The organism is Microbacterium sp. EST19A, from assembly GCF_019969685.1.
Lineage (GTDB): Bacteria > Actinomycetota > Actinomycetes > Actinomycetales > Microbacteriaceae > Microbacterium.
This window is the reverse complement of the sequence record NZ_JAHXYZ010000002.1, coordinates 766098-791297: the sequence shown is the minus strand read 5'-3', so window position 1 is coordinate 791297 and position 25200 is coordinate 766098. Positions and strand designations below refer to the sequence as shown.

The following is a 25200-nucleotide window of genomic DNA, read 5'->3' as shown; positions in this document are numbered from 1 at the left end:
AGTTGACGTCAGTGCGCCCCGCCGAATTCGATGAGGGCCACGCCGACCACGATCAGGGCGACGCCCACGGCCATCATGGCCGAGAAGTGGTCCTTGAAGATCACCCGACCGAGCACGGCCGTCACCGCGACTCCGGCCGCGGCCCAGATCCCATAGGCGACACCGACCGGCATCCCCATCGCGAGGATGGTGCCCAACAGGACGAAAGCCGCGAGGTATCCGACGACGATCACCGGGATCCACCGTCGGCGCCGCAGCCCCTCGGATGCGCGCAGGCTCAGGGTCGCGGTCACCTCGCTCGCGATCGCGAGGGCGAGCAGCACCCAGGTCACGATGCCGGCTCCGTCACGGGCTTCGCATCGCGTCTGTGCGACCCCAACTCCACCAGGAGCACACCGACCACGATCACGCCGACTCCGACGATCTGCACCGGTCCCAGCAGCTCCCCGAACAGCACCGTGCCGAGCACCGCCGTCAGCACCACTCCGATCGCCGACCAGATGCCGTACGCGACGCCGACCGGCATCCCGCGATCCAGCACGACCGAGAGCAGCCACAATGACCCGGTGTAGCCGAGGACCACCGGGATCAGCCAGAGAGGATACGTGAAGCCCTCGGCCGCGCGCAGAGAGAGCGTCGCCGTCACCTCCAGCGCGATCGCGACCAGGAGCGGTGGCCAGGCCGACGGCCCGGAGCGAGCGGACATGTGCAGCGCCTTTCGGATGTTCGAACGGAGTTCGATCGGGAGTTCCGTGGGAGTTCGATCGGGAGTTCGGTGGGCTTTCGAGGGGAGGAACGTGTCCGATGCTCGCACGATTCCCCGACCGGCGGGTGAACTCCGGTGTCGGTGGATTCGGATGCCGCGCCCACCCCCGCGTACGCTGGTGGCATCCCCCGAAGCTCACCCGGCAATCTCGCGCGCCGGCGATCTCGGCGCGCTCACACATGCAAGGACGCAGATGAACGATTCCGCTGCACGCGACGACGACTGGACGGCGAGAGAAGAGCTGGCCGAGCGGATGATCCCGCTCATCGGCTCACTCAAGCGCGAGCATGATGTGGTGACCTCCCTCCACGGTCACCGGCTGCTCGGCCTCTCCGCGACCGGACTGGTCGAAGTCCACGAGCGCGTCGCACAGCTCGGACACGAGCAGCTCGCCCTCGACGACACCCTCGCCGTGCTCGACGCGATCCACCAGCTCGCACCCGGAGCGTCCTCCCTCGACGTCGCACGACTCGTCGCCGGTCACGCCGAGAGCACGCAGCCCCTGGACGCCTACCTCGCCGAGGCACTCGCACCCGCGATCGGCGCGGTCGCCGCCGACCCGACCGACGTCGTCCTCTACGGATTCGGACGCATCGGCCGCCTGCTCGCTCGCATCCTCATCGCCCACACCGGCGGTGGCAGCGGACTCCGCCTGCGCGCGATCGTCGTCCGTCGCGGCTCGGCGAACGACCTCGTGAAGCGCGCCTCCCTCCTTCTGCGCGACTCGGTGCACGGCCGCTTCCCCGGCTCGGTCACCGTCGACGAAGAGGCCGAGCAGATCATCGCCAACGGCACCCGCATCCAGGTGATCTACTCGGGCGACCCGGCATCCGTCGATTACACGGCCTACGGCATCCACGACGCGATCGTCGTCGACAACACCGGCCGCTGGCGCGACGAAGAAGGTCTCAGCCGCCACCTCGAGGCGAAGGGCGTCGCGCGCGTGCTGCTCACCGCCCCCGGCAAGGGTGCGCTGAAGAACATCGTGCACGGCATCAACGACGACACCATCACGCCGGACGACCGCATCATCACCGCCGCATCCTGCACGACCAACGCGATCACTCCCGTGCTCAAGGCGATCGACGAGGCGTACGGCATCGTCCGTGGGCACGTCGAGACCGTGCACTCGTTCACGAACGATCAGAACCTCATCGACAACTTCCACAGCGGTGACCGCCGCGGGCGCTCCGCCGTGCTGAACATGGTCATCACCGAGACCGGCGCCGCGAAGGCCGTCGCCCGCGCCCTCCCCGAGCTCGAAGGCAAGCTCACCGGTTCCGCGATCCGCGTCCCCACCCCCGACGTCTCGCTCGCCGTGCTCCACCTGAGCCTCGAGCGCCCCGCCGAGAAGGACCAGCTCAACGACTACCTGCGCCGCGTCTCGCTGCACTCGAAGCTGCGCCAGCAGATCGACTACGTCGAGTCGCCCGAGGTCGTCTCGACGGACTTCGTCGGCTCCCACCGCGCCGGCATCGTCGACGGCCTCGCCACCATCGCGAACGACCGCGACGTCGTGCTCTACGTCTGGTACGACAACGAGTACGGCTACTCCTGCCAGGTCATCCGGGTGCTCGAGGTGATGGCCGGATCGCACCCCGTGGTCCTGCCCGCACGCCGTGAGGTCACGCTGCACGCCTGACCGCGTCGCAGATGCGCGACGTCGCCGGCCCCCGGCATGATGGGGTCATGAAGACCGCGACCCTGCTGGCCGAGCGTCTCCGATCGCACCGTCTCACCGCCCCGGCACTGACGGTGACGGATGCCGCGACGCACATGCTCGCGGTGCAGAGCCAGGACTTCACCGCCGGTCGATGGGCGCTCGCGCTGCGCACCCGCGGCGAGGTGCGACTGCGCGACGTCGACCGTGCCTTCGACCGCGGCGACCTGGTGCGCGCGTGGCCGATGCGCGGCACCCTGCACACGATCCCGGCGCGCGACCTCGGCTGGGTGCTGTCCGTCACATCGGCGCGGCAGCGGCAGCAGGCGGCTTCACGGCACCGCGATCTCGGCATCGACGACGACATGGTCGCGCTCACCGTGCGGGCGCTGACCCCGGCGCTGCGCGATGGCGGCCGCACGCGCGCCGAGATCTTCGAGATCCTCGAGGGCGTGGGCATCGACCCCACCGGCCAGCGGGGGCTGCACCTGCTCTTCGAACTCACCATCGACGGGCTGATCTGCCAGGGGCCCGTCGTCGCCCGCGATGGGGTGACGCGCGAGCAGCGCTTCGTCCTGGTGGAAGACCACATCCGCGAGCACGCCCACCCCGACGACCCGCTCGCCGAGCTCTTCGTGCGCTACATCGCGGGGCACGGACCCGCGGGCGTCGCGGACTTCGCCTGGTGGTCGGGCCTGACGCTCGGCCAGTCCCGTGAGGCCAGGGACAGGGCAGCAGGCCGCGTGACCGAGGTGGCCGAGGGGCTCTTCGCCGCGACGGAGCGTCCGCGGCGCGCGTCGGGCACGGCATCCGTCCTCGCACTCGGAGCCTTCGACGAGTACTACCTCTCCTACGCCGACCGCACGACCGTCTGCGCGCCCGAGCACCTCGCCGCCGTCGGCCCGGGGAAGAACGGCATGGTCCGCGCGACCCTCGTCGAGCACGGTCAGGTCATCGGATGCTGGATGCACGCGACCGCCAGCAAGGGAGTCCCGCCGGAGTTCTTCGTCGCTCCCACCGATCCCGACGGGGTGACCGCGGCGCTCGCCCGCTTCGAGCGATTCACCGCGGGCTGAGCCGCCTCACTCGTCGGCGTGCCGCCCGAGGAAGTTGTACACCTCGTTGTCGTCCACGCCGGGGAACGCGCCGCGGGGGAGCGGCGAGAACATGTGCGTGTGCACGCGTGCACTGGGCCAGGCCTTCCCGTTCCAGCGCTCCGCGAGGTCGCTCGAGGGCCGTCGGCAGCAGGCCTCATCCGGGCAGGTCGACACAGCGCGGTCGACGGTCTCGCGACCGCGCCACCAGCGCGCATCGTCGAACGGCACGCCGACCGTGATCGAGAACTCGCCGTCGCTCGATGAACCGGTCTGGGTCGAGCACCAGAACGTGCCCGACGGAGTGTCCGTGTACTGGTGGTGCTCCGTCGTGCGGTTCTGCTGCGTGAAGGCGGCACGCGCCTGGAACTTGCGGCAGACGCGCTGCCCCTCGACGGCACCGGTCACATCCATCGGCAGCGGCAGATCGTCGTTCTCGTAGACGCGGGTGATCGCCCCGGTCGCATCGACGCGGAGGAAGTGCAGCGGCATCCCGAGGTGATGCGTCACCAGGTTCGTCATCCGCATCCCCGCCGCCTCGTGCGTCACGCCGAACGCGTCGCGGAAATCCTCGACGGCGAGGTTGCGGTCCTTCTTCGCCTGCTGCAGGAAGGCGACGGATGCCGTCTCCGGCATCAGACACGACGCCGCGAAGTAGTTGATCTCCAGTCGCTGCTGCAGGAAGTCCGCGTAGTCGGTCGGCGGCGTGTGCCCGAGCAGCCGGTGCGCCATGGCCTGCAGCGCCATCGAACGCAGCCCGTGGCCGCCGGGGATGGATGCCGGCGGCAGGTAGATGCGCCCGTTCTCCAGGTCGGTGACCGACCGGGTCGAATGCGGGAGGTCGTTCACGTAGATCAGCTCGAAGCCGAGCTTCTCGGCCATGATGCTCACGGTGCGGTGCGTGACCGCGCCCTGCACGTGACCGGCGGACTTGAGGTGCTTCTCGGCGAGCTTGTCGATCTCGGGCAGGTAGTTGTTGTGCGCGCGCATCCGCAGCCGGAGCTCGGTGTTTCCGCGCCGGGCCTCCTCGGGAGTCGCGATCGCCTCGCGCTCGCGCCGCTGCAGCTCGCGATGCAGGCCGAGGATCGACTCGATGGTCTCGTCGCTCGTGCCCTTGGTGACGCGGACGGGCGCGACGCCGAGCTGCCGGAAGACCGGGCTCTCCTGCGCGCGTTCGAGCTCGATCTCGAGCGCCGCACGCCGGTTCGGCGGCTCGCCGGAGATGAGGTCGGTGACCTGCGTGCTGGTGGCCTGGGCGATCGCCTGGAGCAGCGAGAGCTTCGGCTCGCGCTTGCCGTTCTCGATCAGGCTGAGCTGGGACCCGGCCACGCCGACGAGCGCGCCGAGTTCGTCGAGGGTGAACCCGTTCTCCAGTCGGTGATGACGGATGCGGTGGCCGAGAGTCGTGAGATGGATGCCGGAGGACGCCATTCCTTGAGTCTAGCGAAAGAATTCAAATTCTTACCGCCTGTTTCGTCCGAAAATACCCCTCGAGTCGGAAGAAGATGGGTGCAACGCCCCACACTTCAAAGGAGCAGTCATGGCCATGGCCGAAGTCATCACCCCTCGCACGTCCCCCGTCACCACGGAGCGCACGTTCGGTGCGGCACCGACGTATGACACTCCTGCGATGGCCGAGCTGGCCGCCTGGGTCGAGGAGATCCGCGCGCTGACCCAGCCCGGCTCCGTGCACTGGGTCGACGGCTCGCGGGCCGAGAACGACTGGCTCCTGCGCGGCCTCGTCAGCGAGGGCAAGCTCATCAAGCTCAACCCCGAATGGCGCCCCGGCTCCTACCTCGCCCGCTCGCACCCGAGCGACGTCGCCCGCACCGAGGGCCGCACCTACATCGCGTCCGAGAAGGAAGAGGATGCCGGCCCGACGAACAACTGGGCCGCCCCCGCCGACATGCACGCGAAGATGGACGAGATCTTCGAGGGATCGATGCGCGGACGCACGATGTACGTCGTTCCGTTCTCGATGGGCCCCGTCGGCGGACCGCTCTCGCACATCGGCGTGCAGGTCACCGACAGCGCCTACGCCGTCGCTTCCATCGGCATCATGACCCGCGTCGGCGAGGCCGTCACGAGCCGGATCGCCGAGGGCGCACCGTGGGTGAAGACCGTGCACACGGTCGGCGCCCCGCTCGCCCCGGGGCAGCAGGACGTCGAGTGGCCCTGCAACGACGAGAAGTACATCGTGCACTTCCCCGAGACCCTCGAGGTCTACTCGTACGGCTCCGGATACGGCGGCAACGCGATCCTCGCGAAGAAGTGCTTCGCGCTGCGCATCGCCTCGGTGATCGCCCGCGACGAGGGCTGGCTCGCCGAGCACATGCTGCTCATCCGCGTGATCGACCCGCAGGGCAAGGCGTACCACGTCGCAGCCGCGTTCCCCTCGGCGTGCGGCAAGACGAATCTCGCCATGCTGCGTCCCACGATTCCCGGATGGCGGGTCGAGACCCTCGGCGACGACATCGCCTGGATCCGTCCCGGCGAAGACGGTCGCATGTGGGCGATCAACCCCGAGGCCGGCTTCTTCGGCGTCGCTCCCGGCACCGGCGAGTCGACCAACGTCACCGCGGTCGAGACGCTGTGGGGCAACACGATCTTCACGAACGTCGCGCTGCGCCCGGACGGCGACGTCTGGTGGGAGGGCCTGACCGATCACGCGCCCGCACACCTGATCGACTGGGAGGGCAACGACTGGACGCCGGACTCCGACCGTCCCGCCGCGCACCCGAACTCCCGTTTCACGGTCTCGGCCGCGCAGTGCCCGCAGATCTCCGAGGACTGGGAGCAGGCCGTGCCGCTCGACGTCATCCTCTTCGGCGGACGCCGCGCGAGCAACGTGCCGCTCGTGGTGGAGGCCACCGACTGGACGCACGGGGTCTTCCTCGGCTCGAACATCTCCTCCGAGCGCACGGCTGCGGCCGAGGGCAAGGTCGGGGAGCTCCGCCGCGACCCGTTCGCGATGCTGCCGTTCTGCGGCTACAACATGGCGGACTACTTCGGGCACTGGCTCAAGGTCGGTCGCAGCCTGCGCTTCGACCGTGCGCCGCGCATCTTCCAGGTGAACTGGTTCCGCCGCGGCGACGACGGCCGTTTCCTGTGGCCCGGCTTCGGCGACAACTCGCGCGTCGTCGACTGGATCATCCGCCGCATCGCCGGTGACGTGCCTGCGGTAGACAGCCCGATCGGTCGCCTGCCGCGCCCGGAGGACCTCAACCTCGACGGACTCGACATCCCCGCCGCCGACCTCGACGAGCTCTTCTCCGTCGACGCCGAGGCATGGAAGACCGAGGCCGACCTCACCGAGGCGTTCTACGACACCTTCGGCGACAAGGTTCCGGCGGCGCTGCGCGCCGAGCTCTCCTCGCTCCGCTACCGCCTGGCCAAGGCGTAGCCCCAGACCGGTGCCGACTCGGGGGAGTCGGCACCTCCCCTTCCGGCCTCCGCGGCCGGTGGAACCCGCGAAGGCGGGATGTCAGAGACGAACCCATGGCTGAGTGGTCTCCGGCGTCTCGCCTTCGCGTATGCCGCGGAACGCTCAGGCCAGGAGCTGATGCCGGGCGAGATCGCGGTACAGCGGCGTGGACTCCACGAGCTCGGAATGCGTTCCCTGCCCGACGACGACGCCGTTCTCCAGCACCACGATGAGGTCGCTGTCGACGACCGTCGACAGGCGGTGGGCGATCACGACGAGCGTGCGGTCGGTCGAGACGGCATCGATCGCCTCACGCATCTTCTGCTCGTTGACGCCGTCGAGCGATGACGTCGACTCGTCGAGCAACAGGATCGGCGCATTCGTCAGCAACGCCCGCGCGATGGCGAGACGCTGACGCTCGCCGCCGGAGAGCATGACCCCGTCTTCACCGACCGGCGCCTGCAGCCCGAGCGGGTTCCGTTCGAGGACGTCGCCGAGGTTCACCGCGCGCAGCACCCTCTCGCAGTCGGCGTCGGAAGCATCGGGGGCCGCAAGACGCAGGTTCTCCGCCAGTGTGCCGGCGAGCGTGGGAGCATCCTGCTCGACGTAACCGAACTGCGCGCGGAGCTCGTCGCGCGGGTAGGTGCGGGCGTCGTGGCCGTGCAGGCGGATCGAACCACCGGTGGGGTCGTAGAACCGCTCGACCAGCGACAGGATCGTGCTCTTGCCGGCACCGCTCGGACCGACGAGGGCGACCCGGGTGCCGCGCGGCACCGAGAAGGACACGCCCCGCAGCACCTCGTGGTCGGGGATCGCCGTGGTCTCGGCATCCGCCCGTTCGACGTGCGCGTCGGCGAGCAAGTTCCGCGCCTCTTTCGCTGCGGCCTGACGGGCGGCGACGACGTTGGCCGGGTAGTGGAACCGCACGTCGCGGAACTCGATCGCCGGCGCGGAGAGGGTGGGCTCCTCAACAGTGGATCCCTGAGCCTGCCGAAGGTCGGCCGCGATCCTCTCGTCGTCCTGCGTCTCGGTCGGCAGGTCGAGCACTTCCTGGATGCGTCCGAGAGCGCCGAGCGCCTGGTTCACCGAGGTGATCGCGCCGAAGGTCGTGGCGAGCGGCATGACCAGCAGGAACAGGAACATGATGAACGCGATCAGCGAGGCGATCGAGATCGCGCCGGCCGCGACGCGGAAGCCGCCGACACCCAGCACGACGAGGAGCGACAGCTGCAGCGCGATGCCGGAGACCGGCACGACGAGTGAGGAGATCTTCGCGATCCGCACGCCGATGCCGTACGCGTCGGACGCGAGCTCCGAGACGGCGGCGGTCTCGCGCTCGGTCGCACCCGACGCGCGGACCGTGCGGATCGAGCCGATCGCCCGCTCCACGCCCGAGGCCAGCGCCCCGACTTTCTCCTGCTGCTGGGTCGAGGCGGTGCGGATGCGACCGCTCAGCAGCACGACTGTGACGACGGAGATGCCGATGACGATGACGATGAGCAGCAGCAGGATGGGGTCGATCACCAGCATCGCGATGAGCGCTCCGAGGAACAGCACGGCGCTGCCCACGGCATCCGCCAGTCCCTGCGTGAGCACGGCGTAAAGGAGCGTCGTGTCGGTGCCGACCCGCGACACGAGGTCGCCGGTGCGGCGGGCGTCGAACTCGGAGACCGGCAGGTGCAGGATGCGGGCGATGAGCTTGCGCCGACTCGAATACACGACCGCGGTACCGGTGCGCTGCAGCAGGTAGTGCTGGAAGCCGGAGATGATCGACGACACGATCACGAAGCCGACCAGCAGCCAGACCAGGATGCCGAGGGCGCCGTCGGACTGCACCGCCTCGATGACCTGACCGACGAGCAGCGGCTGCACGAGTGATGTCGCGGCGCCGACGACGCTGAGCACGGCGACCACGATCAGCGTGCGCTTGTGCTCGAACAGGAAGGGGAGGAGCTGACGGAACGTGGCGCGGGGGCCCTCGGGCTGCGCGCCGCGTCCGCGGCGGCGTGGTGTCGCCGTGCTGGACATGCGGGACCTCGATCTAAGAAGGGTAATTAGACCGTACTTCGTGCGCGTCCGGATTCTGTGGATGGGCTGTGTGCCGAGGTCAGCGGCGACCGAATCTCCGGTGCGCGGCCTGCTTGCTCACGCCCAGGGCGCTGGCGATCGCCTGCCACGAGTAGCCGGCGTTGCGCGCGCGGCGCACCTGGGTCTCCTCGGCGCGGGCGACCTCCTGGCGGATGCCGGCGAGCCGGTGCAGTGCGGCCAGCGGCTCGCCTCCGTCGTCTTCCGCGATCGCGGTCGGTATCGTCATCATGACCTCCTGCGTCAATCTTCATTGACGCAGTGCCCTTTGTCAACATTCATTGACCCGCGCCCCCGGTTCCTGTCGCGATATGTCAGCGATTCGGTCCCGTAGGCGTGTGATTCTGCGACGGGAGCGGGGTGCGACGTCAGACTGGGCGGATGCTGTCCGCACCGAAGCTCCTCCCCGGCGACCGCGTCGCCGTGCTCTCACCCGCGTTCGCGGCTCCGGCGGTCGCGCCGGCGCTGCACGAGCAGGCCATGGAGCGGTTGCGCGAGCTGACCGGACTCGTGCCCGTGGAGTATCCGACCACGCGCGAACTCGATGCGACGCCGGAGGCGCGGGCGGCCGACGTGAACGCGGCCTTCGCCGACCCCGGCATCCGAGCGATCCTCGCCACGATCGGCGGCGACGACCAGGTGCTCGTCGTGCCGCACCTCGATCCTGCGCTCCCGGTGGCCGACCCGAAGCCCTTCGTCGGCTACAGCGACAACACCAACATCCTGAACTGGCTGTGGGGACTCGGCGTCCGCGGATACTACGGAGGGTCCACGGCCGTGCACATCGGTCCGGGCCCCTCGGTCGACGACATCCACCTCAGCTCTCTGCGGGCTCTGCTTCTCGACGGAGGGGTGCTCGACATCACCGATCCGGGGGAGTCGGAGGATGTCGGGCGCCGCTGGGCCGACCCGCTCGCGCTGAGCGAATTCGGTGACCGTGTCGCGACGGAGGAGTGGACGTGGGCAGGTCCTGCCGCGCGCGTCAGCGGCCGCACCTGGGGCGGCTGCCTCGAGGTCATCGACGGGCTCGCGCTCGCGGACCGTCTGCCGGATGTCGAAGCCCTCGTCGGCGGCATCCTCCTGCTCGAGACCAGTGAGGAGCGCCCGCCCGCGAGCTGGGTGGCCCGGTGGCTGCGAGGGCTCGGAGAGCGGGGGGTCCTCGGTGCGGTGGCGGGCGTGGTGGTCGCGCGGCCTCCCGTCAGCGACTTCGAGTTCCACCCGTCGCCTACCGAAGTCGCCGCGCTCCGTGCGGCGCAGCGGGATGCCGTGCTCGACCAGGTCGGGCGCTACAACCCGGATGCTGTGGTCTGCGTCGGTCCGCCGTTCGGGCATACCCGACCGCAGTGGATCCTGCCATACGGCGGCGTCATGGCACTCGATGGTGCCGCCCGCACGATCACGGCCGAGTACTGACTTCCAGACCGCTGTTCTAGGGTGTCCGGATGGCTGACGCGACCTGGGTCCTGTTCGACATCGGCGGTGTGCTGGAGGTCGTCGACGACGACACCTGGCAGGAGCAGTGGTGGCAGCGCTGGTCCGATCGCGCCGGCCTCGCTCGCGCCGAGGTCGATGCCCGGGTCGACGCGGCCGACCTGCCCCGGATCGATGTGACGTCCGGTCGCGCCGAGGAGTTCTGGTCGGGACTCGCGTCGGCGCTCGAACTCGATCCCGATCAGCTCGAAGCAATGCGCGCGGACTTCTGGGACGAATACTGCGGCACCGGCAACACCGAGCTGATCGAGTACGCCCGATCCCTCCGCGGACGTGCGCGCACCGCCATACTCTCGAACTCCGCCGACGGCGCCCGCGAGGAGGAGGAGCGACGATTCGGACTCTCCGAGATCTTCGATCCGATCTGCTACAGCCACGAGCAGGGCGTGAACAAGCCCGAGCCCCCGGCGTATCTCCGCGCGCTGGAGCGGCTCGGCGCCGCATCGGACGAGGTCTTCTTCATCGACGATCACGCCGAAGCGATCGCGGGTGCCGCCGCCGTCGGCATCCGCGGCGTCCGGCATCGTGACAATGCCGAGACGATCGCGGCGATCGAGGACTTCCTGTCCGGCGGCGTGCCGGCCACCGGACAGGATGCGGGGATCCGGGGCTAGAGCTCCGCGCCGGCCGCGAGTCCGAGGTCGTCCTCGTAGTCGTGGTCCTTCGTCTCCGGAGAGAGCACCAGCGCGATGAAGGTCAGCACGCCCATCGCCGAGAGGTACAGACCGACGAGCCACGGAGCACCATCGCCCAGCTCCCACAGCCACACCGCGATGAGGGGCGCGACCGCGGCGCCGAGGATCGACGACACGTTGTACGAGATCGCCGAGCCCGTGTAGCGCACGTTGGTCGGGAACAGTTCGGGGAGCAGCGCACCCATCGGCCCGAACGTCGCGCCCATGAGCAGGAACCCGAACACGAGGAACGCCTGCACGAGCGCTCCCGAGAACTTCGGGTCGACCGTCGGGAGCAGGAACGTGTTGAAGCTCAGGCCGAACACGATGATGAGCCCGGTCACCCAGAGCAGCAGCTTGCGGCGTCCGATCCGGTCGGCGATCGGGCCGGAGAGCAGCGTGAACAGACCGAAGAACACGACGCCGATGATCTGCATCAGCACGAAGTCGGTGTAGCCGAAGCCGAGCCCCGGATAGAACTGGGCCGCGAACGCCGAGGCGTCGAAGTCCTTGCCGGCCGCCTCTGCAGCCGCCTGGGCAGCCGCGGATGCCGTCTCGAGCGAGGCGGCCTTCGTGCCGTAGGCGAGGGTGAAGTTCGTCATCAGGTAGAACAGCACGTAGGTCGCCAGCATGATGAACGTGCCGAGGATCAGGTGCTTCCAGTGGTGACGGAACACCGTGGCGAGCGGCAGCTTGCGGATGGCGCCCTTGGTCTCGGCCCGCTTGAAGGTGTCGGACTCGACGAGCCGGAGCCGCACCCACAGACCGACGATCACCATGACCGCGGAGAACAGGAACGGGATGCGCCAGCCCCAGGCGAGGAACGCCTCGGACTTGAGGATCGGGTTGTCCTCGTGCGGCAGCAGCCAGTTGATGCCGAGGAAGAGGAAGTTGGCGATGATGAAGCCGAGCGGTGCGCCGAGCTGCGGGAACGTACCGTACCAGGCGCGCTTGCCCTTCGGCGCGTTCTCGGTCGCGACCAGTGCGGCGCCCGACCACTCGCCGCCGAGCGCGAAGCCCTGCGCGAGGCGGAGGATCAGCAGCAGCAGGGCGGCCCACCAGCCGATCTGCTGGAACGTGGGGAGCAGTCCGATCACGAACGTCGCGATGCCCATCGTGAGCAGCGATGCCACGAGCGTCGCCTTGCGGCCGAACTTGTCGCCGAAGTGACCGAACACGACAGCGCCGATCGGGCGGGCCACCATCGCCGCGCCGAACACGGCGAACGACGAGAGCAGCGACGTGGTGTCGTTCCCGGTGGGGAAGAACAGTGCAGGGAAGACGAGCACGGCCGCCGTCGCATACGCGTAGAAGTCGTAGAACTCGATCGTCGTGCCGACGAGACTCGCGGTGATGACGCGCGAGCGCGGGTTCGCGGGCGCGGTTGCAGTACTCAAGATGCTCCTCCGATCAGTCCTCGGTGTGCCGGGGACTCGGGCGAGTTTACGCCTCCCTGAGTGTTTGCTGTGTGCGGGCGCGCGTCGGATAGCGTGTCGAGCATGACCACGCGGATGCTGCTGCTCGCCGACACCCATGTGCCGAAGCGGGCGAGACACCTGCCCGATGCCGTGCTGCGCGCGGTCGCCGAGGCCGACATCGTCGTGCACGCGGGGGACTGGGTGGACCTGCCGACCCTCGAACTGCTCGAGTCGAGGTCACGCAGCTTCGCCGGTGTGTACGGCAACAACGACGGACCCGAGCTGCGCGCCCGCCTGCCCGAGATCGCGCGGCTCACGGTCGAGGATGTCGAGATCGCCGTCGTCCATGAGACCGGCGCGGCGTCGCGCCGCGAAGAGCGGATGGACGCGGCCTTTCCCGGCGTCGACCTGCTCGTCTTCGGCCACTCCCACATCCCATGGGACACGGTGTCTCCCGCCGGCATGCGGCTGCTGAACCCCGGGTCTCCGACGGATCGACGCCGGCAGCCGGTCTGCACCATGGTGCAGGTCACCGTCGACGGTTCGGAGATCGAGGCGACGCTGGTGCCGATCCGATGAGCGGCGTTCCCGTCTACCGCGCGCCGATGCGCTCGCGTGATGACGCGGTGCCGCGCGGCGTGGGGCCGGAGCGGGCGCTCGAGCTCGGCATCTGCGGCATCGGCGGCAGGCTGGAGCCTGCTCCCGGCTCACTGGCCGAGGCGTTGGTCACGGCAGACGCGCAGTTCGGCATCCGGTTGGCGTGGCGTATCGAACGGTTCGCGAAGGCGCCGATCGGTGCGTTCGTGTGGACGAGGGATGTCGACGGCCTGATCTATCTCGGATGCATCGTCGGCCCCTGGACGTACGACGCCGGAGAGGACGCCGCCGCGGCGGACCTCGTACACGTCCGCCGCTGCGAGTGGCTCGCGGAACCGATCGACCAGCCGGAGGTGCCGGCCGGTGTACGGGCGACCTTCGCCCGTAACGGTCGGAACTGGCAGCGCATCCACGACGACGATGCCGAGCGGCTGTCCGCCGTGCTCTGGCACACGCATCGCGACTGAGAGCCTGCTCACTCCTCCGTATCGCCGAGCGAGAGCGCGCCGACGAACGTCGCCCTCTCGGCGATGAGGTGCTCCAGCTCGAGCACGATCAGGCGGTTCGCGCCGGCCCGCGTCGCCGGCGCCGGCACGTACAGCGTGCGCTGCGGTCCGTTGCGCCAGTAGCGGCCGAGGAAGAATCCGTTCACGAAGGCGTAGCCCTTGCTCCATGACGCGGTGTCGAGGAAGAGGTCGGACGCCGACTCCAGCGTGAAATCGGCGCCCCAGGCGAGCGGTCCCGTCCCGACGCTGTCGGAGCCTCGTTCGCCGACCGCCTCCGCGATCGAGGCGACGTCGAGCGCGGTCGAACGCCAGCCGGTCAGAACGACGCCGTCGAGGGTCACGTCCCCGATCAGCCCTTTCTGCTCGCCGAGGCGCTGGTCGTAGTTCACGCGACCCTGGTCTTCGACGAGGATGCTGAGGGTGCGACCGGAGGGGATGCGGATCGCGCGATCGTGCCGCGTGCGAGACAGTGTTCCGACCGGCTGCCCGTCGACGCTGACCCACGCGAGGTCGCGGACGTCGTCGACGCCGAGGATGCCGCCGCCGTCGGGCAGCTCCACGTCGTAGCGCACCAGAGCGCTGAGGTGACCGAGTTCGTCGAACGTCAGGGGGTGTTCGGTGATGGGACCGGATGCCGCGGCATCCGTCCATGCGCCCCGGGGGGTCAGCGCGACGTCGAAGACCGGCGCAGACGCGCCCCGCGCGGGAAGCTCGTCGGGAACCGGCGCGTACCGCGCGATCACCTCGCGGAACGCGAAGAACTTCTCTCTCGCCTCGCCCGCTTCATCGAGCGGCGCGTCGTAGTCGTAGGAGGTGACGAGCGGCAGGTAGCGGCCCTTGTCGTTGGCGCCGTTGGTGAGGCCGAAGTTCGTGCCGCCGTGGAACATGTAGATGTTGACCGACGCTCCCGCGGCGAGAAGCGCATCGAGTTCGGATGCCGCCGCTGCGACATCCGTCGTGTGATGCACTCCGCCCCACCAGTCGAACCACCCGTCCCAGAACTCCGAGCACATCAGGGGTCCGGTGGGCTGGTGCGCGCGGAGCGTGGCGAGCCGCTCGACGCTGCGCGATCCGAAAGACCCGGTCCTGTGGAGCCCGGGAAGACTGCCGTCCTCCAGCATCCGATCGACGGGCTGGTCCACGGTGGTGAGCGGCACGGTGATGCCGGCGTCCCGGGTGACGGCGACGAGGTGCTCGAGATACGCCTTGTCGGCGCCGTATGCGCCGTACTCGTTCTCGATCTGGACGAGCACGACGGATCCGCCGCGATCGATCTGCCGGGGTTCGACGATCTCGTAGACGCGGCGGAGGTAGCCCGTCACCTCGGCGAGGTACGCGGGCTCCGAGGATCGCAGCCCGCCGTTCGCGCCCGTGAGCCAGACGGGGAGGCCGCCGTTGTGCCACTCGGCGCAGATGTACGGGCCGGGGCGCACGATGGCATCCAGGCCCTCCGCGTGCACGAGATCGAGGAAGCGTCCGAGGTCGTTCCATCCGCTCGCGTCCCACTCGCTGCGTCGGGGCTCGTGGGCGTTCCAGGCGACGTAGGTCTCGATGGTGTTCAGGCCCATGAGCCGCGCCTTGTGGATGCGGTCCTGCCACTGGTCGGGGTGCACCCGGAAGTAGTGGATGGAGCCTGCGATCACCTGGTGCGGCGCGCCGTCGCGGAGGAAGTCGGTGTCGCCGATGGAGAAGGATGTCACGATTTCGCGGTGCTTTCGATGGAGGGGGTCGGCTGCGCCGGGCCCCAGGGACCCGGCGCAGCCGGCGTACTACTTGTTGACGGTGAAGCCCTGCTCGTCGCCGTATTCGACCAGCGCGTCCTGCCAGGCGGTGAGGCCCGTGTTCAGGTCGCTGTTGTTCTGGTAGGACTGGCCGACGGTGTCGCCGAAGATGCTGTTCGCGTACACCTGGTAGGGGAGGTAGCTCCAGCCCTCGACGACGTCGCCGGCGGCACCGGCGAGGACCTCGTTGATCTTCTGACCACCGAAGTACTCCGGTGCGTCAGCGAGGAACTCGTCACTCGACAGCTCCGCGTTCGTCGACGGGAAGCCGCCCGACTCGAGGAAGATCGAGATGCTGTCCTCGGAGTTGTTCAGCCACCACAGGAAGCCCGCGGCGAGCTCCGGGTTCTTGCTCTGCTTCGTCACGGCCTGACCGCCGCCGCCGTTCTCGGCGCTGGCCGGCTTGCCGTCGTAGGTCGGCATCGGCGCGACGCGCCAGTCGCCGGCGCCGTCGGGTGCGCCCGAGATCAGGTTGCCCGGCATCCAGGCGCCGATCACGAGCGTGGCGATGCTGCCATCGCCGAGCCCGCGGAACCACTCGTCGCTCCAGCTGCTGGTCTGCGCGACGAGGTCTTCCTCGACGAGGCGGTTCCAGTTCTCGGTCCACTTCTTCGTGCCGGCGTCCTCGAGGTCGAGGGTGACGTCGGTTCCCGAGGTCGCGAACGGCTTGCCGCCGGCCTGCCAGATCATCGAGGTCGCGAAGCCCGCGTCGCCGGTGTCGTTGGTGATGTACGCGTCGGGGTTCGCCGCGTGGATCGCCTTGGCGGCCTCGTAGTACTCGTCCCAGGTGGTCGGCACGGCGATGCCGGCCGCATCGAACACGGCCTTGTTGTAGAAGAGCGCCATGGGGCCGGAGTCCTGGGGGAGGCCGTAGATCGCGTCGCCGTCGGTGACGGAGTTCCACGTCGAGGCGGTGTAGTCGTCTTCGAAGTCGGCGAAGCCGTACTGCGAGAGGTCGACGAAGGCATCGGTCAGCGCGAACTGCGGGAGCGCGTAGTACTCGACCTGCACGACGTCCGGAGCGCCGGAGCCCGCCTTGATGGCGTTCTGCAGCTTCGTGTACTCCTCGTTGTTGGTGCCCGCGTTGACGAGGTTGACCTTGACGTTCGGGTACTCCTTCTCGAACGCCGCGACCTGGTCCTCGGCGGAGGGGGTCCACGACCAGTACGTGATCTCGCCGCCCTTCTCGAGGGCCGCCTCCACGGAGTCGAACGAGCCGTCGCCGGAGCCGCCGCCGGTATCGCCGCTGCCACCGGTGCTGCAGCCGGCCAGCGCCAGCGCTGCCACGGTTCCTGCGGCGAGCACTGCGAGGGTGCGCCGCGTCGGTGAGGGAAGGTGCTTCATTGCTGTGTCCTTTCGGGGGGTGCGATCCGGCATCGGATCGCGGAGGTGGTGCACGGGGTACGGGGAGCTACTGCTTGACGCTTCCCGCGGTGAGACCTGACTGCCAGAAACGCTGCAGCAGCAGGAAGGCGATGACGATCGGGATGATCGTGAGCAGGGAGCCCATGATCACGAGGTTGTAGATGGGTTGGGATCCGGCGCCGATCGCCTGCGAGCTCCACTGGTTGAGGCCCACGGTGAGCGGGTACCAGGCGGGGTCGGACAGCATGATCAGCGGCAGGAAGTAGTTGTTCCAGGTGGCGACGACCGTGAACAGCGCGACCGTGACGATGCCCGGAGCGAGCAGCCGCATCGAGATCGTGAAGAACGTGCGGAACTCCCCGGCGCCGTCGATGCGCGCGGCCTCCAGCAGCTCGGTCGGCACGGACTCGGAGGCGAACACCCAGATCAGGTACAGGCCGAACGGGCTGATGAGGGACGGGATGATCACGGCCCATGGGGTGTTCGTCAGCCCGAGCTCGCTGAAGAGCAGGAACGTCGGGACAGCGAGCGCCGTTCCGGGCACCGCGACCGCGCCGAGCACGACGGCGAACACCGCGCGCCGGCCGGGGAAGCGGTACTTCGCCAGGCCGTAGCCCGCCATGGTGGCGAGCAGCGTCGCGCCGCCGGCGCCCACCACGACGTAGAGGAGTGTGTTGCCCAGCCAGCGCAGGAAGATGCCGTCACGGTACGCGAACGTCGCCGTGAGGTTGTCGAAGAACGCGAAGTCGTCGGCGAACCAGAGTCCGAACGAGCTGAACAGTCCCGACTGGGTCTTCGTCGAGCTGAAGAGCAGCCAGACGAGCGGCACGAGCGTGTACAGCGCGTACACGATCATGACGATCAGCAGGGTGTTGGACTTGCGCGGATTCATCAGGTCGTGGCGCTTGCGGGACGGGCGGGTGAGGGGGAGTGCCATGTCAGCGCACCTCCGACTTCGAGCCGCGCAGCTGCACGACGTAGGCGATGACCGCGGTGATGACGCCCATGATGATGGCGATCGTCGCGGCGTAGTTGAACTGCTGACCCGCGAACGAGAGGTTGTAGGCGTACATGTTCGGCGTGAAGAACGTCGTGATCACGTTGGGCGCCAGCGGGCGCAGGATGTTCGGCTCGTTGAAGAGCTGGAAGCTGCCGATGATCGAGAAGATCGTGGCGATGACCAGCGCTCCGCGCACGGAGGGGATCTTGATCGAGAAGATCGTGCGCCACGCTCCCGCGCCGTCGAGCGATGCGGCCTCGTACATGTCGGTGGGGATGGTCTTCAGCGAGGAGTAGAAGATCAGCATGTTGTAGCCGACGAACTCCCAGGTCACGATGTTGCCGATCGAGATCAGCATCCACTCCTTGGCGAACGGCGTGACCGCGTCGAAGCCGAGGAAGTCGTTGACGTTGCTCGCGAGGCCGAACTGGTCGCCGTAGATGTAGCCCCACATCAGCACCGCGACGACGGCGGGAACCGCGTACGGGAGGAAGATCAGGATGCGGAAGAACGAGGCTCCGCGCAGGCGCGCACTGTCGAGGGCGAGGGCCGCACCGAGCGCCAGGACCAGCATGATCGGCACCTGCACGACCAGGAAGATCACGACGCGGCCGAACGCCTCCCAGAACTGCGGGTCGGTCAGCGCGCGGACGTAGTTGTCCACGCCGACGAAGGCGGTTCCGCCGATGAGCCGCTCCTGGAAGAAGCTCAGGTACAGCGCGTAGGCGAGCGGTGTCAGGAACACCAGGGCGAACACGACCATGAACGGGCCGACGAAGGCCCATCCCTTCCAGTCGCGCTTGTCGCGGCGTCGGATGCCGGAGGCTCCGAGTGCAGCGGGGTAATCAGTCGTCATCGACGAGACCTTCTTCGAGTGAGAGCGCTCGATGCGCAATGTGTCAACGTCAACATATGCGATCGACTGCTAGTGTGTCAACGTCAACATATGAATGGATGGGTGATCGTGTCGTCCGAGCATTCCGTAGAGCCCGCGCAGCGTCGCCGCGAGCCGTCGATGGAGGATGTGGCACGCGAGGCCGGCGTCTCCGGACAGACCGTCTCGCGCGTGGTGAACGCCCGTGGCTACGTCGGCGCCGCGACCCGGGAGCGCGTCGAAGCGGCCATGCAGAGCCTCGGCTACCGCCCGAACAGCGCCGCCAGAGCCCTCCGATCAGGGCGCTTCCGCACCATCGGCGTGGTCATGTTCTCGTTCAGCTCCTACGGCAACCAGCGCACTCTCGACGCGATCGCCGTGCGCGCCGCGCAGCTCGGCTACGCCCTCACCCTCATCCCGGTGGAATCGAGTGCGGGCGAGACCGTCGCCGGAGCCTTCCGACGCCTCGAGGAGCATGCCGTCGACGGCATCATCATCGTGATCGAGGCGCACCAGCTCGACGAAGCCGACATCGAGATCCCGCAGGGTCTGCCCGTCGTCTTCGTCGACTCGAACCGCGGTGACCTGCATCCGTTCGTCGACACGGACCAGGCGCAGGGCGCGCGGCTCGCCACGGAGCATCTGCTCGACCTCGGGCACGACACGGTCTGGCATGTCGCCGGGCCCGCGAAGTCCTACTCCGCCGAGCGGCGGCGCGAAGCCTGGCGCGCGACCCTCGATGCGCGCGACCGGACGGTTCCCGACGTGCTGCAGGGGGACTGGTCCGCCGCTTCCGGCTACGAGGCGGGCGTACGGCTGCGCGAGATCGACGGCGTCACGGCGGTCTTCGCCGCGAACGACCAGATGGCCATCGGTGTGCTGCGCGCATTCCGCGAGGCCGGTCGCGAGGTGCCGGGCGATGTCAGCATCGTCGGATTCGACGGACTGCCGGATGCCGCCCAGCTGTGGCCTCCGCTGACGACGGTGCAGCAACATCCGGAGCGCGTCGGCGCGCTCGCCGTGGACGCTCTGCTCGCCGAGCTCGACGGAGAGGAACGCGTGCACACGCCCCTCGTCGGAACCGAGCTCGTCGTGCGCGCGAGCACCGCGCCGCCGCGGGCGCGCTGAGCGCCCGACGCGACAGATGGGCGGCGAAGGCCGGCCTCAGCCGCGCAGCTCCCGCACGACCAGGGCGGTGCGCAGCGCGGCATCCGCGGCCTCGGCGCCCTTGTCCTCCTTGGAGCCCTCGAGACCGGCACGGTCGAGACCCTGCTGCTCGTCGTCGAGGGTGAGCACGCCGAAACCGACCGGCTTGCCCGCATCGAGTGCCACGCGCGTGAGGCCGTCGGTCGTGGCCGCCGACACGTACTCGAAGTGCGGGGTGCCGCCGCGGATGATGACGCCGAGGGCGACCACGGCATCCGCTCCGCCCGCGAAGGCCGCCTGCGCCGCGATCGCCAGTTCGAAGGAACCCGGCACGCGCACCACGCGGTATGCGGCGTCGGCCTCGTTCAGGACGCGCTCCGCTCCGGCGATCAGGCCGTTCGAGATCGTGTCGTGCCAGGTGCCGGCGATCACGACGACCTTCAGGCCGCTTCCGTCGATCTTGTCCGTCTTCGGTGCTCCTGCGCCGCTCATTCGTGGTCCTCTCCGTGGGCGAGAGCTTCTGCGAGCTCGTCCGCGCCGATGATGTGACCCATGCGGTCACGCTTCGTCTCCAGGTACTGGTGGTTGTTCGGGCCGACGCCGACGATCAGCGGCACCTGCTCGATGATGTCGAGGCCGAGTTCGCGCAGCTGCTTCACCTTGTCGGTGTTGTTGGTCAGCAGGCGCACCTTCGATACTCCGAGGTCGTTCAGGATGCCGGCTGCCGCGGCGTACTCGCGTGCGTCGGCGGGCAGACCGAGGGCGAGGTTGGCGTCGACGGTGTCGAGGCCCTCCTCCTGCAGGCTGTAAGCCCGCAGCTTGTTGATGAGGCCGATCCCGCGACCCTCGTGCCCGCGCATGTAGACGACCACGCCGCCCTCCTGCTCGATCGCGTCGAGAGCGGCGTCCAGCTGCGGACCGCACTCGCACTTGAGCGAGCCGAACGCCTCACCCGTCAGGCACTCCGAGTGCACACGCACGAGTGCAGTGTCGGTGAGCTCGCCGGAGACGACCGCGAGGTGATCGGTACCGGTGACGCGGTCCTTGTAGGCGAGGAAGCGGAACGTGCCGTGGGTGGTGGGCACCGTGGCATCGGCACGCAGGCTGACCCGGCGACCACGGACCGCCTTGGGCGTCGAGCCCTGCGGGTCGATCTCGTTGAGATACGCGATCAGCTGCTCGATCGTGATCACGGGAACGCCGTCGCGAGCGCCGAGTTCGAGCAGGCCGGGCAGGCGCATCATGCTGCCGTCCTCGGCCACCACCTCGGCGATGCCGCCGACCGGCTGGAGACCGGCGAGCTTCATCAGCTCGACCGCAGCCTCGGTGTGACCGCTGCGTTCGCGCACGCCGCCATCGACGGCGCGGAGGGGGAGCACGTGTCCGGGGCGGATGATGCTCGTCGCGGTCGACGCCGGATTCGCCAGCACGTTGAGCGTGTGGGCGCGGTCGTGTGCGCTGATGCCCGTGGTCACGCCTTCTGCGGCATCCACACTCACGGTGTAGGCGGTCGAACGGGCATCCTCGCTCACCGCGACCATCGGCTGCAGGTTCAGGCTGTCGGCGAGGTCGGCGGGCATCGGGGCGCAGATGAAGCCCGACGACCAGCGCACGGTCCAGGCGACCCATTCGGGGGTGGCGAGTTCCGCGGAGATGATGACATCGCCCTCGTTCTCGCGGTTCTCGTCGTCCGCGACGAGGACGGGGCGTCCGGCGCGCAGTGCGTCGAGGGCCTCGGGGATGGTGGAAAGGCTCATCGCGAGCCTCCTTCCGGTGCGACGGTGGGTGCCGCTCTGAACGCGAGCAGGCGCTCGACGTGACGGGCGAGGATGTCGGTCTCCAGGTTGACGCGATCTCCGACGACACGAGTGCCGAGGGTGGTCGCGGCGAGGGTCTCAGGGATCAGCGAGATCTCGAACCAGTGCCCCTCTTCGGTCCCTGAGACTGACGAAGGGCTGACGGCGCTCACCGTGAGCGAGGTGCCGTCGACCGAGATCGAGCCCTTGTCGACGACGAGCGGTGCGAGGTCGGCGGGAAGGCTCACGCGCAGCACGCTCCACTGGGCTCCGGGGCGCACCTCGATGACTTCGCCCACCCCGTCGACGTGGCCTTGGACGATGTGTCCGCCGAGACGCGCGCCGACCGGCATCGCCTTCTCGATGTTCACGCGCGTGCCCACGGTCGCTCCGCCGATCGCGGCGACGTCGAGGGTCTGCTTCATCACGTCGGTGTCGAACGTGTCGGCAGTCGAGCCCACGACGGTGAGGCACACGCCCGAGACGGCGATCGACTCTCCGTGCACGGCGTCCGACGCGGCCTTGGGCGCGCGCACCGTCAGACGCCAGCCGTCGCCGGCAGGCGTGATGGCGGTGATCTCGCCGATCTCCTCGATGATTCCGGTGAACATCAGGCGGCTCCTTCATTCTGAGAGCGGGTATTCGGAGAGCGGGGGGCGTCCGCCGGGTGGGCGATCACGAGCAGGTCGGCGCCGAGGGGCACCCACTCGTCCACGGTGAGGCGCAGCGCCTCACCGATCGAGCCGACGCCGATGTCGGTCAGGGCCAGACGATCGCCGCCGAGCAGCACCGGGGCGATGTAGGCGAGCACCCGGTCGGCGAGGCCGGCCGCGATGAACGCGCTGGCCAGTGTCGGACCGCCCTCGATGAAGATGCTCTGGATGCCGCGCTGGTGCAGATCCGCGGTGACGGCGGCCGGATCGTGCGTGTCGTAGAAGAGGGGAGCGTGCGGATGCCGGTGCACCGCCGCATCCGCCGGGGTGGGTCGCGAGCCGATGACGACCGGGATGGGCTGGTGCGGCAGCAGCGCATCCCCGTCGCGCGCGGTGAGCGCCGGGTCGTCGGCCAGCACGGTGCCGGTGCCGACGACGATCGCGTCGGCCTCGGCGCGGCGGCGGTGCACGTCGGCGCGCGCGGCGGGTCCGGTGATCCACTGGCTCGAACCGTCGGCGGCGGCGGCACGACCGTCGAGGCTCTGCGCCCACTTCACGGTGATGTGCGGGCGTCCGAGACGCTGCGCGGTGAGCCATCCGTCGATCAGCGCGTGCGCGGCATCCGCCTGTTCGCCGGCTTCGACGCTCACGCCGGCGCCGCGCAGCCGCTCCGCTCCACCGCCCGAGGCGACGCCCGGGTCGTCCAGCGCGTAGACCACTCTCGAGACCCCGGCCTCGATGAGGGCGACGGCGCAGGGGCCGGTGCGTCCGGTGTGGTTGCAGGGCTCGAGGGTCACGACGGCGGTCGCGCCCTTCGCTGCTCCGGGTGCGAGCTTCGACAGCGCGTCGACCTCGGCGTGCGGCGTGCCGGCTCCGTGGTGCCAGCCTTCGGCGAGCACTTCTCCGTCGGGGGAGAGGATGACGGCGCCGACCTGCGGGTTCACTCCGCGCGGGCCGCGGGCGGCGAGCTCGAGCGCATGGGTCATCGCCTCACGCTCTGTCCCGTTGACTGCCATCCGTCGTCCTCCTGTGAGGCTCCGGAGCTTCTCCTGATCGGAGAGGGAGAGACAGAAGGCACGCACAGCGCCGCCTCGTGCTGCCTCCCTTCCGGACTAGCGAGGTTGCCCTCACATCACCGTCGGTCCCGGAATTCCACCGGATCGGCATCTCGGCTGGACCGAGACGCTCGCGGACTGTCACCGCCGGTTCGGATTCTCACCGACCCCGGAGCACGTTCAATGCTCTGAGTGTACTCAACGCGCCTGAGCACATTTCATTCCGCGTCAGATGGGGCGGGGCAGGGCGCTATTTGAGCAGCCTCGAGAGGCGACGGTCGGCGAGGATCTTGCCGCCCGTCTGGCACGTCGGGCAGTACTCCAGCGACCTGTCGGCGAAGAACACGCTGCGCACGGTGTCGCCGCACACCGGGCACGTCTCGCCACGCCGGGCGTGCACCTGCATGCCGCGGCGCTTGGCGTCTTTGAGGTCGGCGGGAGGCTTGCCCGACGCCTCGGCCACCGCATCGGTCAGAGTCGCCTGCATCGCGGCGAACAGCCGATCGATCTCGGCGTCGTCGAGCTTTCCGGCGATCGCATACGGCGACATGCGGGCAGCGTGCAGGATCTCGTCGGAGTAGGCGTTGCCGATCCCGGCGATCACCCCCTGATCACGCAGCAGGCCCTTGATCTGCATGCGTCGGTCGTCGAGGAGCGCTGCGAACGCCTCTCGGGTGAAATCGGCGTCGAGCGGGTCGGGCCCGAGGCGGGCGATGCCCGGCACCTCGTGCACGTCGCGGACGACGTACACGGCGAGCGACTTCTTCGTTCCGGCTTCCGTCAGGTCGAACCCGCTGCCGTCGTCGAGCGCGATGCGCAGGGCGATGGGCGACTTGCCCGGCCGGATGAGCGTGGCGGGAAGCGCCTCGTACCAGCGCAGCCAGCCGGCCTTGGCCAGGTGGAAGACGAGGTGCAGGTCGTCGCCGCAGGAGAGCACGACGAACTTCCCGAGCCGAGCGGATGCCGTGATCTCGGCGCCCTGGAGCGCGGAGATCGGCGGGTCGTAGGTCTTCAGCGCGGCGATCGCGGCGACGCTCGCACGCGTGATGGTGCGGCCGACCGCTCGCCCGCCGAGGAAGGCGGTGAGCCCTTGGACCTCCGGCATCTCGGGCATGGTGTCATCCTGCCATCGGCATCCGACACTGCCTAGGGACTGTCGTGCTCAGACGGCGCCGGTGAGCAGGCGGATGCTGGCGAGACGCACGCGATCCACGGCCTCGAGGTCGCCGCGGAGGTAGGCGATGAGCGAATTGAGGAAGACGCCGTCGAACAGGGCGTAGGCCGACAGCGGGTCGACCACCGGAGGGCGGTTCTCGAGCTCCGCGTAGCGTTCGACCACGGCCCACACCATGTCGCGCAGCAGCGCGTCGATCGCGATGATCGTGTCGCGGAACCCGGCGTCGAACAGGGCCTGGTTGCGCAGGTCGTACCAGAGCCGGTGCATGTCGGCCTCGTCGCGGAGGGTGGCCGCCATCTCGGTGCCGAACCGCTCGGCGAGCTCCGCGCCGGTCTGCGAGGTCTCGACGATGGGGTCGTATCGGCGGGCGCACTCCGATTTGTACTGCCAGATCGCCTGGCCGATGAGGTCGTCCTTGTCCTCGAAGTAGTAGTGCAGCAGCCCGTGCGAGAGCTCGCTGTGCGAGGCGACGTCGCGGAGACCGGTGTGGGCGAAACCACGGGCGGCGATGGCCGCAAGGGCGGCGTCGGCGAGCTCACGTCGGCGGAGCGCGAACTTGTCGGTTCCCGCCTTCTCCGCGCGCAGCGCTGCATCGCCCATCGCTCCTCCTCCGGTCTGGATGAAGCGATCATACGCCC

General features: G+C 69.1%; 24 protein-coding genes and 1 riboswitch. Of the genes, 8 read left to right on the top strand and 16 right to left on the bottom strand.

Annotated elements, in window-relative coordinates; all coding sequences use genetic code 11:
* Positions 1-8: 8 nt before the first annotated feature.
* Both LC452_RS13825 and LC452_RS13820 read right to left on the bottom strand, forming a co-directional pair.
* Positions 9-332: a multidrug efflux SMR transporter gene (locus LC452_RS13825; protein ID WP_223626283.1), complete on the bottom strand. Its 324-nt coding sequence runs from the start codon at positions 330-332 to the stop codon at positions 9-11.
* Positions 329-706 carry a multidrug efflux SMR transporter gene (locus tag LC452_RS13820; protein ID WP_223626281.1) on the bottom strand — a complete coding sequence of 126 codons (378 nt, stop codon included), beginning with the start codon at positions 704-706 and terminating at the stop codon, positions 329-331. The genes LC452_RS13825 and LC452_RS13820 overlap by 4 nt, the downstream gene beginning before the upstream one ends.
* A gap of 253 nt (positions 707-959) precedes the next feature.
* Here LC452_RS13820 and LC452_RS13815 point away from each other — a divergent pair, with 253 nt between their 5' ends.
* On the top strand, positions 960-2408 hold the full coding sequence (locus LC452_RS13815) for a glyceraldehyde-3-phosphate dehydrogenase (RefSeq protein WP_223626279.1): 1449 nt from the start codon (positions 960-962) through the stop codon (positions 2406-2408).
* Between the two features lie 47 nt (positions 2409-2455).
* A complete protein-coding gene (locus tag LC452_RS13810; RefSeq protein WP_223626278.1) occupies positions 2456-3502 on the top strand; it encodes a winged helix DNA-binding domain-containing protein in 1047 nt (348 codons plus the stop codon).
* A gap of 6 nt (positions 3503-3508) precedes the next feature.
* On the opposite strand, the gene LC452_RS13805 is transcribed toward LC452_RS13810, so the two are convergent.
* Positions 3509-4951: an XRE family transcriptional regulator gene (locus LC452_RS13805; protein WP_223626276.1), complete on the bottom strand. Its 1443-nt coding sequence runs from the start codon at positions 4949-4951 to the stop codon at positions 3509-3511.
* Between the two features lie 109 nt (positions 4952-5060).
* Here LC452_RS13805 and LC452_RS13800 point away from each other — a divergent pair, with 109 nt between their 5' ends.
* Entirely contained in the window at positions 5061-6923 is a 1863-nt protein-coding gene (locus LC452_RS13800; protein ID WP_223626274.1) for a phosphoenolpyruvate carboxykinase (GTP), read from the top strand.
* A 144-nt stretch (positions 6924-7067) separates the two neighbouring features.
* On the opposite strand, the gene LC452_RS13795 is transcribed toward LC452_RS13800, so the two are convergent.
* Both LC452_RS13795 and LC452_RS13790 read right to left on the bottom strand, forming a co-directional pair.
* Positions 7068-8972 carry an ABC transporter ATP-binding protein gene (locus tag LC452_RS13795; RefSeq protein WP_223626272.1) on the bottom strand — a complete coding sequence of 635 codons (1905 nt, stop codon included), beginning with the start codon at positions 8970-8972 and terminating at the stop codon, positions 7068-7070.
* 79 nt (positions 8973-9051) lie between these two features.
* Positions 9052-9258, bottom strand: a complete 207-nt coding sequence (locus LC452_RS13790; protein WP_223626270.1) for an AsnC family protein — start codon at positions 9256-9258, stop codon at positions 9052-9054.
* A gap of 152 nt (positions 9259-9410) precedes the next feature.
* Between LC452_RS13790 and LC452_RS13785 the strand changes: the two genes are divergently transcribed.
* The gene (locus tag LC452_RS13785) at positions 9411-10442 is read left to right on the top strand and encodes an LD-carboxypeptidase (protein ID WP_223626268.1); all 1032 of its coding nucleotides are present in this window, start codon (positions 9411-9413) and stop codon (positions 10440-10442) included.
* A 29-nt stretch (positions 10443-10471) separates the two neighbouring features.
* Positions 10472-11134, top strand: coding sequence for an HAD-IA family hydrolase (locus LC452_RS13780; protein WP_223626266.1), 663 nt, complete (start codon positions 10472-10474; stop codon positions 11132-11134).
* Here the strand turns inward: LC452_RS13780 and LC452_RS13775 are convergent.
* Positions 11131-12591 carry an MFS transporter gene (locus LC452_RS13775; protein WP_223626264.1) on the bottom strand — a complete coding sequence of 487 codons (1461 nt, stop codon included), beginning with the start codon at positions 12589-12591 and terminating at the stop codon, positions 11131-11133. The genes LC452_RS13780 and LC452_RS13775 overlap by 4 nt on opposite strands.
* A gap of 102 nt (positions 12592-12693) precedes the next feature.
* On the opposite strand from LC452_RS13775, the gene LC452_RS13770 reads away from it, so the two are divergent.
* Entirely contained in the window at positions 12694-13191 is a 498-nt protein-coding gene (locus LC452_RS13770) for a metallophosphoesterase (RefSeq protein ID WP_223626262.1), read from the top strand.
* Positions 13188-13676 (top strand): GAF domain-containing protein, encoded by a 489-nt coding sequence (locus LC452_RS13765; protein ID WP_223626260.1) that lies wholly within the window; start codon positions 13188-13190, stop codon positions 13674-13676. Before LC452_RS13770 ends, LC452_RS13765 begins: the two co-directional genes overlap by 4 nt.
* Positions 13677-13684: 8 nt before the next feature.
* Here LC452_RS13765 and LC452_RS13760 read toward each other — a convergent pair whose 3' ends face one another.
* The 4 genes from LC452_RS13760 to LC452_RS13745 form a co-directional block, all read right to left on the bottom strand.
* On the bottom strand, positions 13685-15415 hold the full coding sequence (locus LC452_RS13760) for a beta-galactosidase family protein (RefSeq protein WP_223626258.1): 1731 nt from the start codon (positions 15413-15415) through the stop codon (positions 13685-13687).
* A 69-nt stretch (positions 15416-15484) separates the two neighbouring features.
* On the bottom strand, positions 15485-16840 hold the full coding sequence (locus LC452_RS13755; RefSeq protein WP_223626256.1) for a sugar ABC transporter substrate-binding protein: 1356 nt from the start codon (positions 16838-16840) through the stop codon (positions 15485-15487).
* Positions 16841-16907: 67 nt separating this feature from the next.
* The gene (locus tag LC452_RS13750) at positions 16908-17753 is read right to left on the bottom strand and encodes a carbohydrate ABC transporter permease (RefSeq protein WP_223627679.1); all 846 of its coding nucleotides are present in this window, start codon (positions 17751-17753) and stop codon (positions 16908-16910) included.
* 46 nt (positions 17754-17799) lie between these two features.
* Complete coding sequence (locus LC452_RS13745; protein WP_223626253.1) at positions 17800-18717, bottom strand: carbohydrate ABC transporter permease; 918 nt, start codon at positions 18715-18717, stop codon at positions 17800-17802.
* Positions 18718-18876: 159 nt separating this feature from the next.
* Here LC452_RS13745 and LC452_RS13740 point away from each other — a divergent pair, with 159 nt between their 5' ends.
* A complete protein-coding gene (locus LC452_RS13740) occupies positions 18877-19863 on the top strand; it encodes a LacI family DNA-binding transcriptional regulator (RefSeq protein WP_223627677.1) in 987 nt (328 codons plus the stop codon).
* A 36-nt stretch (positions 19864-19899) separates the two neighbouring features.
* Here LC452_RS13740 and ribH read toward each other — a convergent pair whose 3' ends face one another.
* The 6 genes from ribH to LC452_RS13710 form a co-directional block, all read right to left on the bottom strand.
* A complete protein-coding gene (gene ribH, locus LC452_RS13735; protein ID WP_223626252.1) occupies positions 19900-20373 on the bottom strand; it encodes a 6,7-dimethyl-8-ribityllumazine synthase in 474 nt (157 codons plus the stop codon).
* Positions 20370-21638, bottom strand: a complete 1269-nt coding sequence (ribA, locus tag LC452_RS13730) for a GTP cyclohydrolase II (protein ID WP_223626250.1) — start codon at positions 21636-21638, stop codon at positions 20370-20372. Before ribA ends, ribH begins: the two co-directional genes overlap by 4 nt.
* A complete protein-coding gene (locus tag LC452_RS13725) occupies positions 21635-22288 on the bottom strand; it encodes a riboflavin synthase (protein WP_223626248.1) in 654 nt (217 codons plus the stop codon). The genes ribA and LC452_RS13725 overlap by 4 nt, the downstream gene beginning before the upstream one ends.
* On the bottom strand, positions 22288-23346 hold the full coding sequence (ribD, locus tag LC452_RS13720; RefSeq protein WP_223626246.1) for a bifunctional diaminohydroxyphosphoribosylaminopyrimidine deaminase/5-amino-6-(5-phosphoribosylamino)uracil reductase RibD: 1059 nt from the start codon (positions 23344-23346) through the stop codon (positions 22288-22290). The genes LC452_RS13725 and ribD overlap by 1 nt, the downstream gene beginning before the upstream one ends.
* A gap of 74 nt (positions 23347-23420) precedes the next feature.
* Positions 23421-23566: riboswitch (FMN riboswitch) on the bottom strand.
* 69 nt (positions 23567-23635) lie between these two features.
* Positions 23636-24499 carry an Fpg/Nei family DNA glycosylase gene (locus LC452_RS13715; protein ID WP_223626244.1) on the bottom strand — a complete coding sequence of 288 codons (864 nt, stop codon included), beginning with the start codon at positions 24497-24499 and terminating at the stop codon, positions 23636-23638.
* Between the two features lie 48 nt (positions 24500-24547).
* Complete coding sequence (locus LC452_RS13710; protein ID WP_223626242.1) at positions 24548-25162, bottom strand: TetR/AcrR family transcriptional regulator; 615 nt, start codon at positions 25160-25162, stop codon at positions 24548-24550.
* Positions 25163-25200 lie beyond the last annotated feature (38 nt).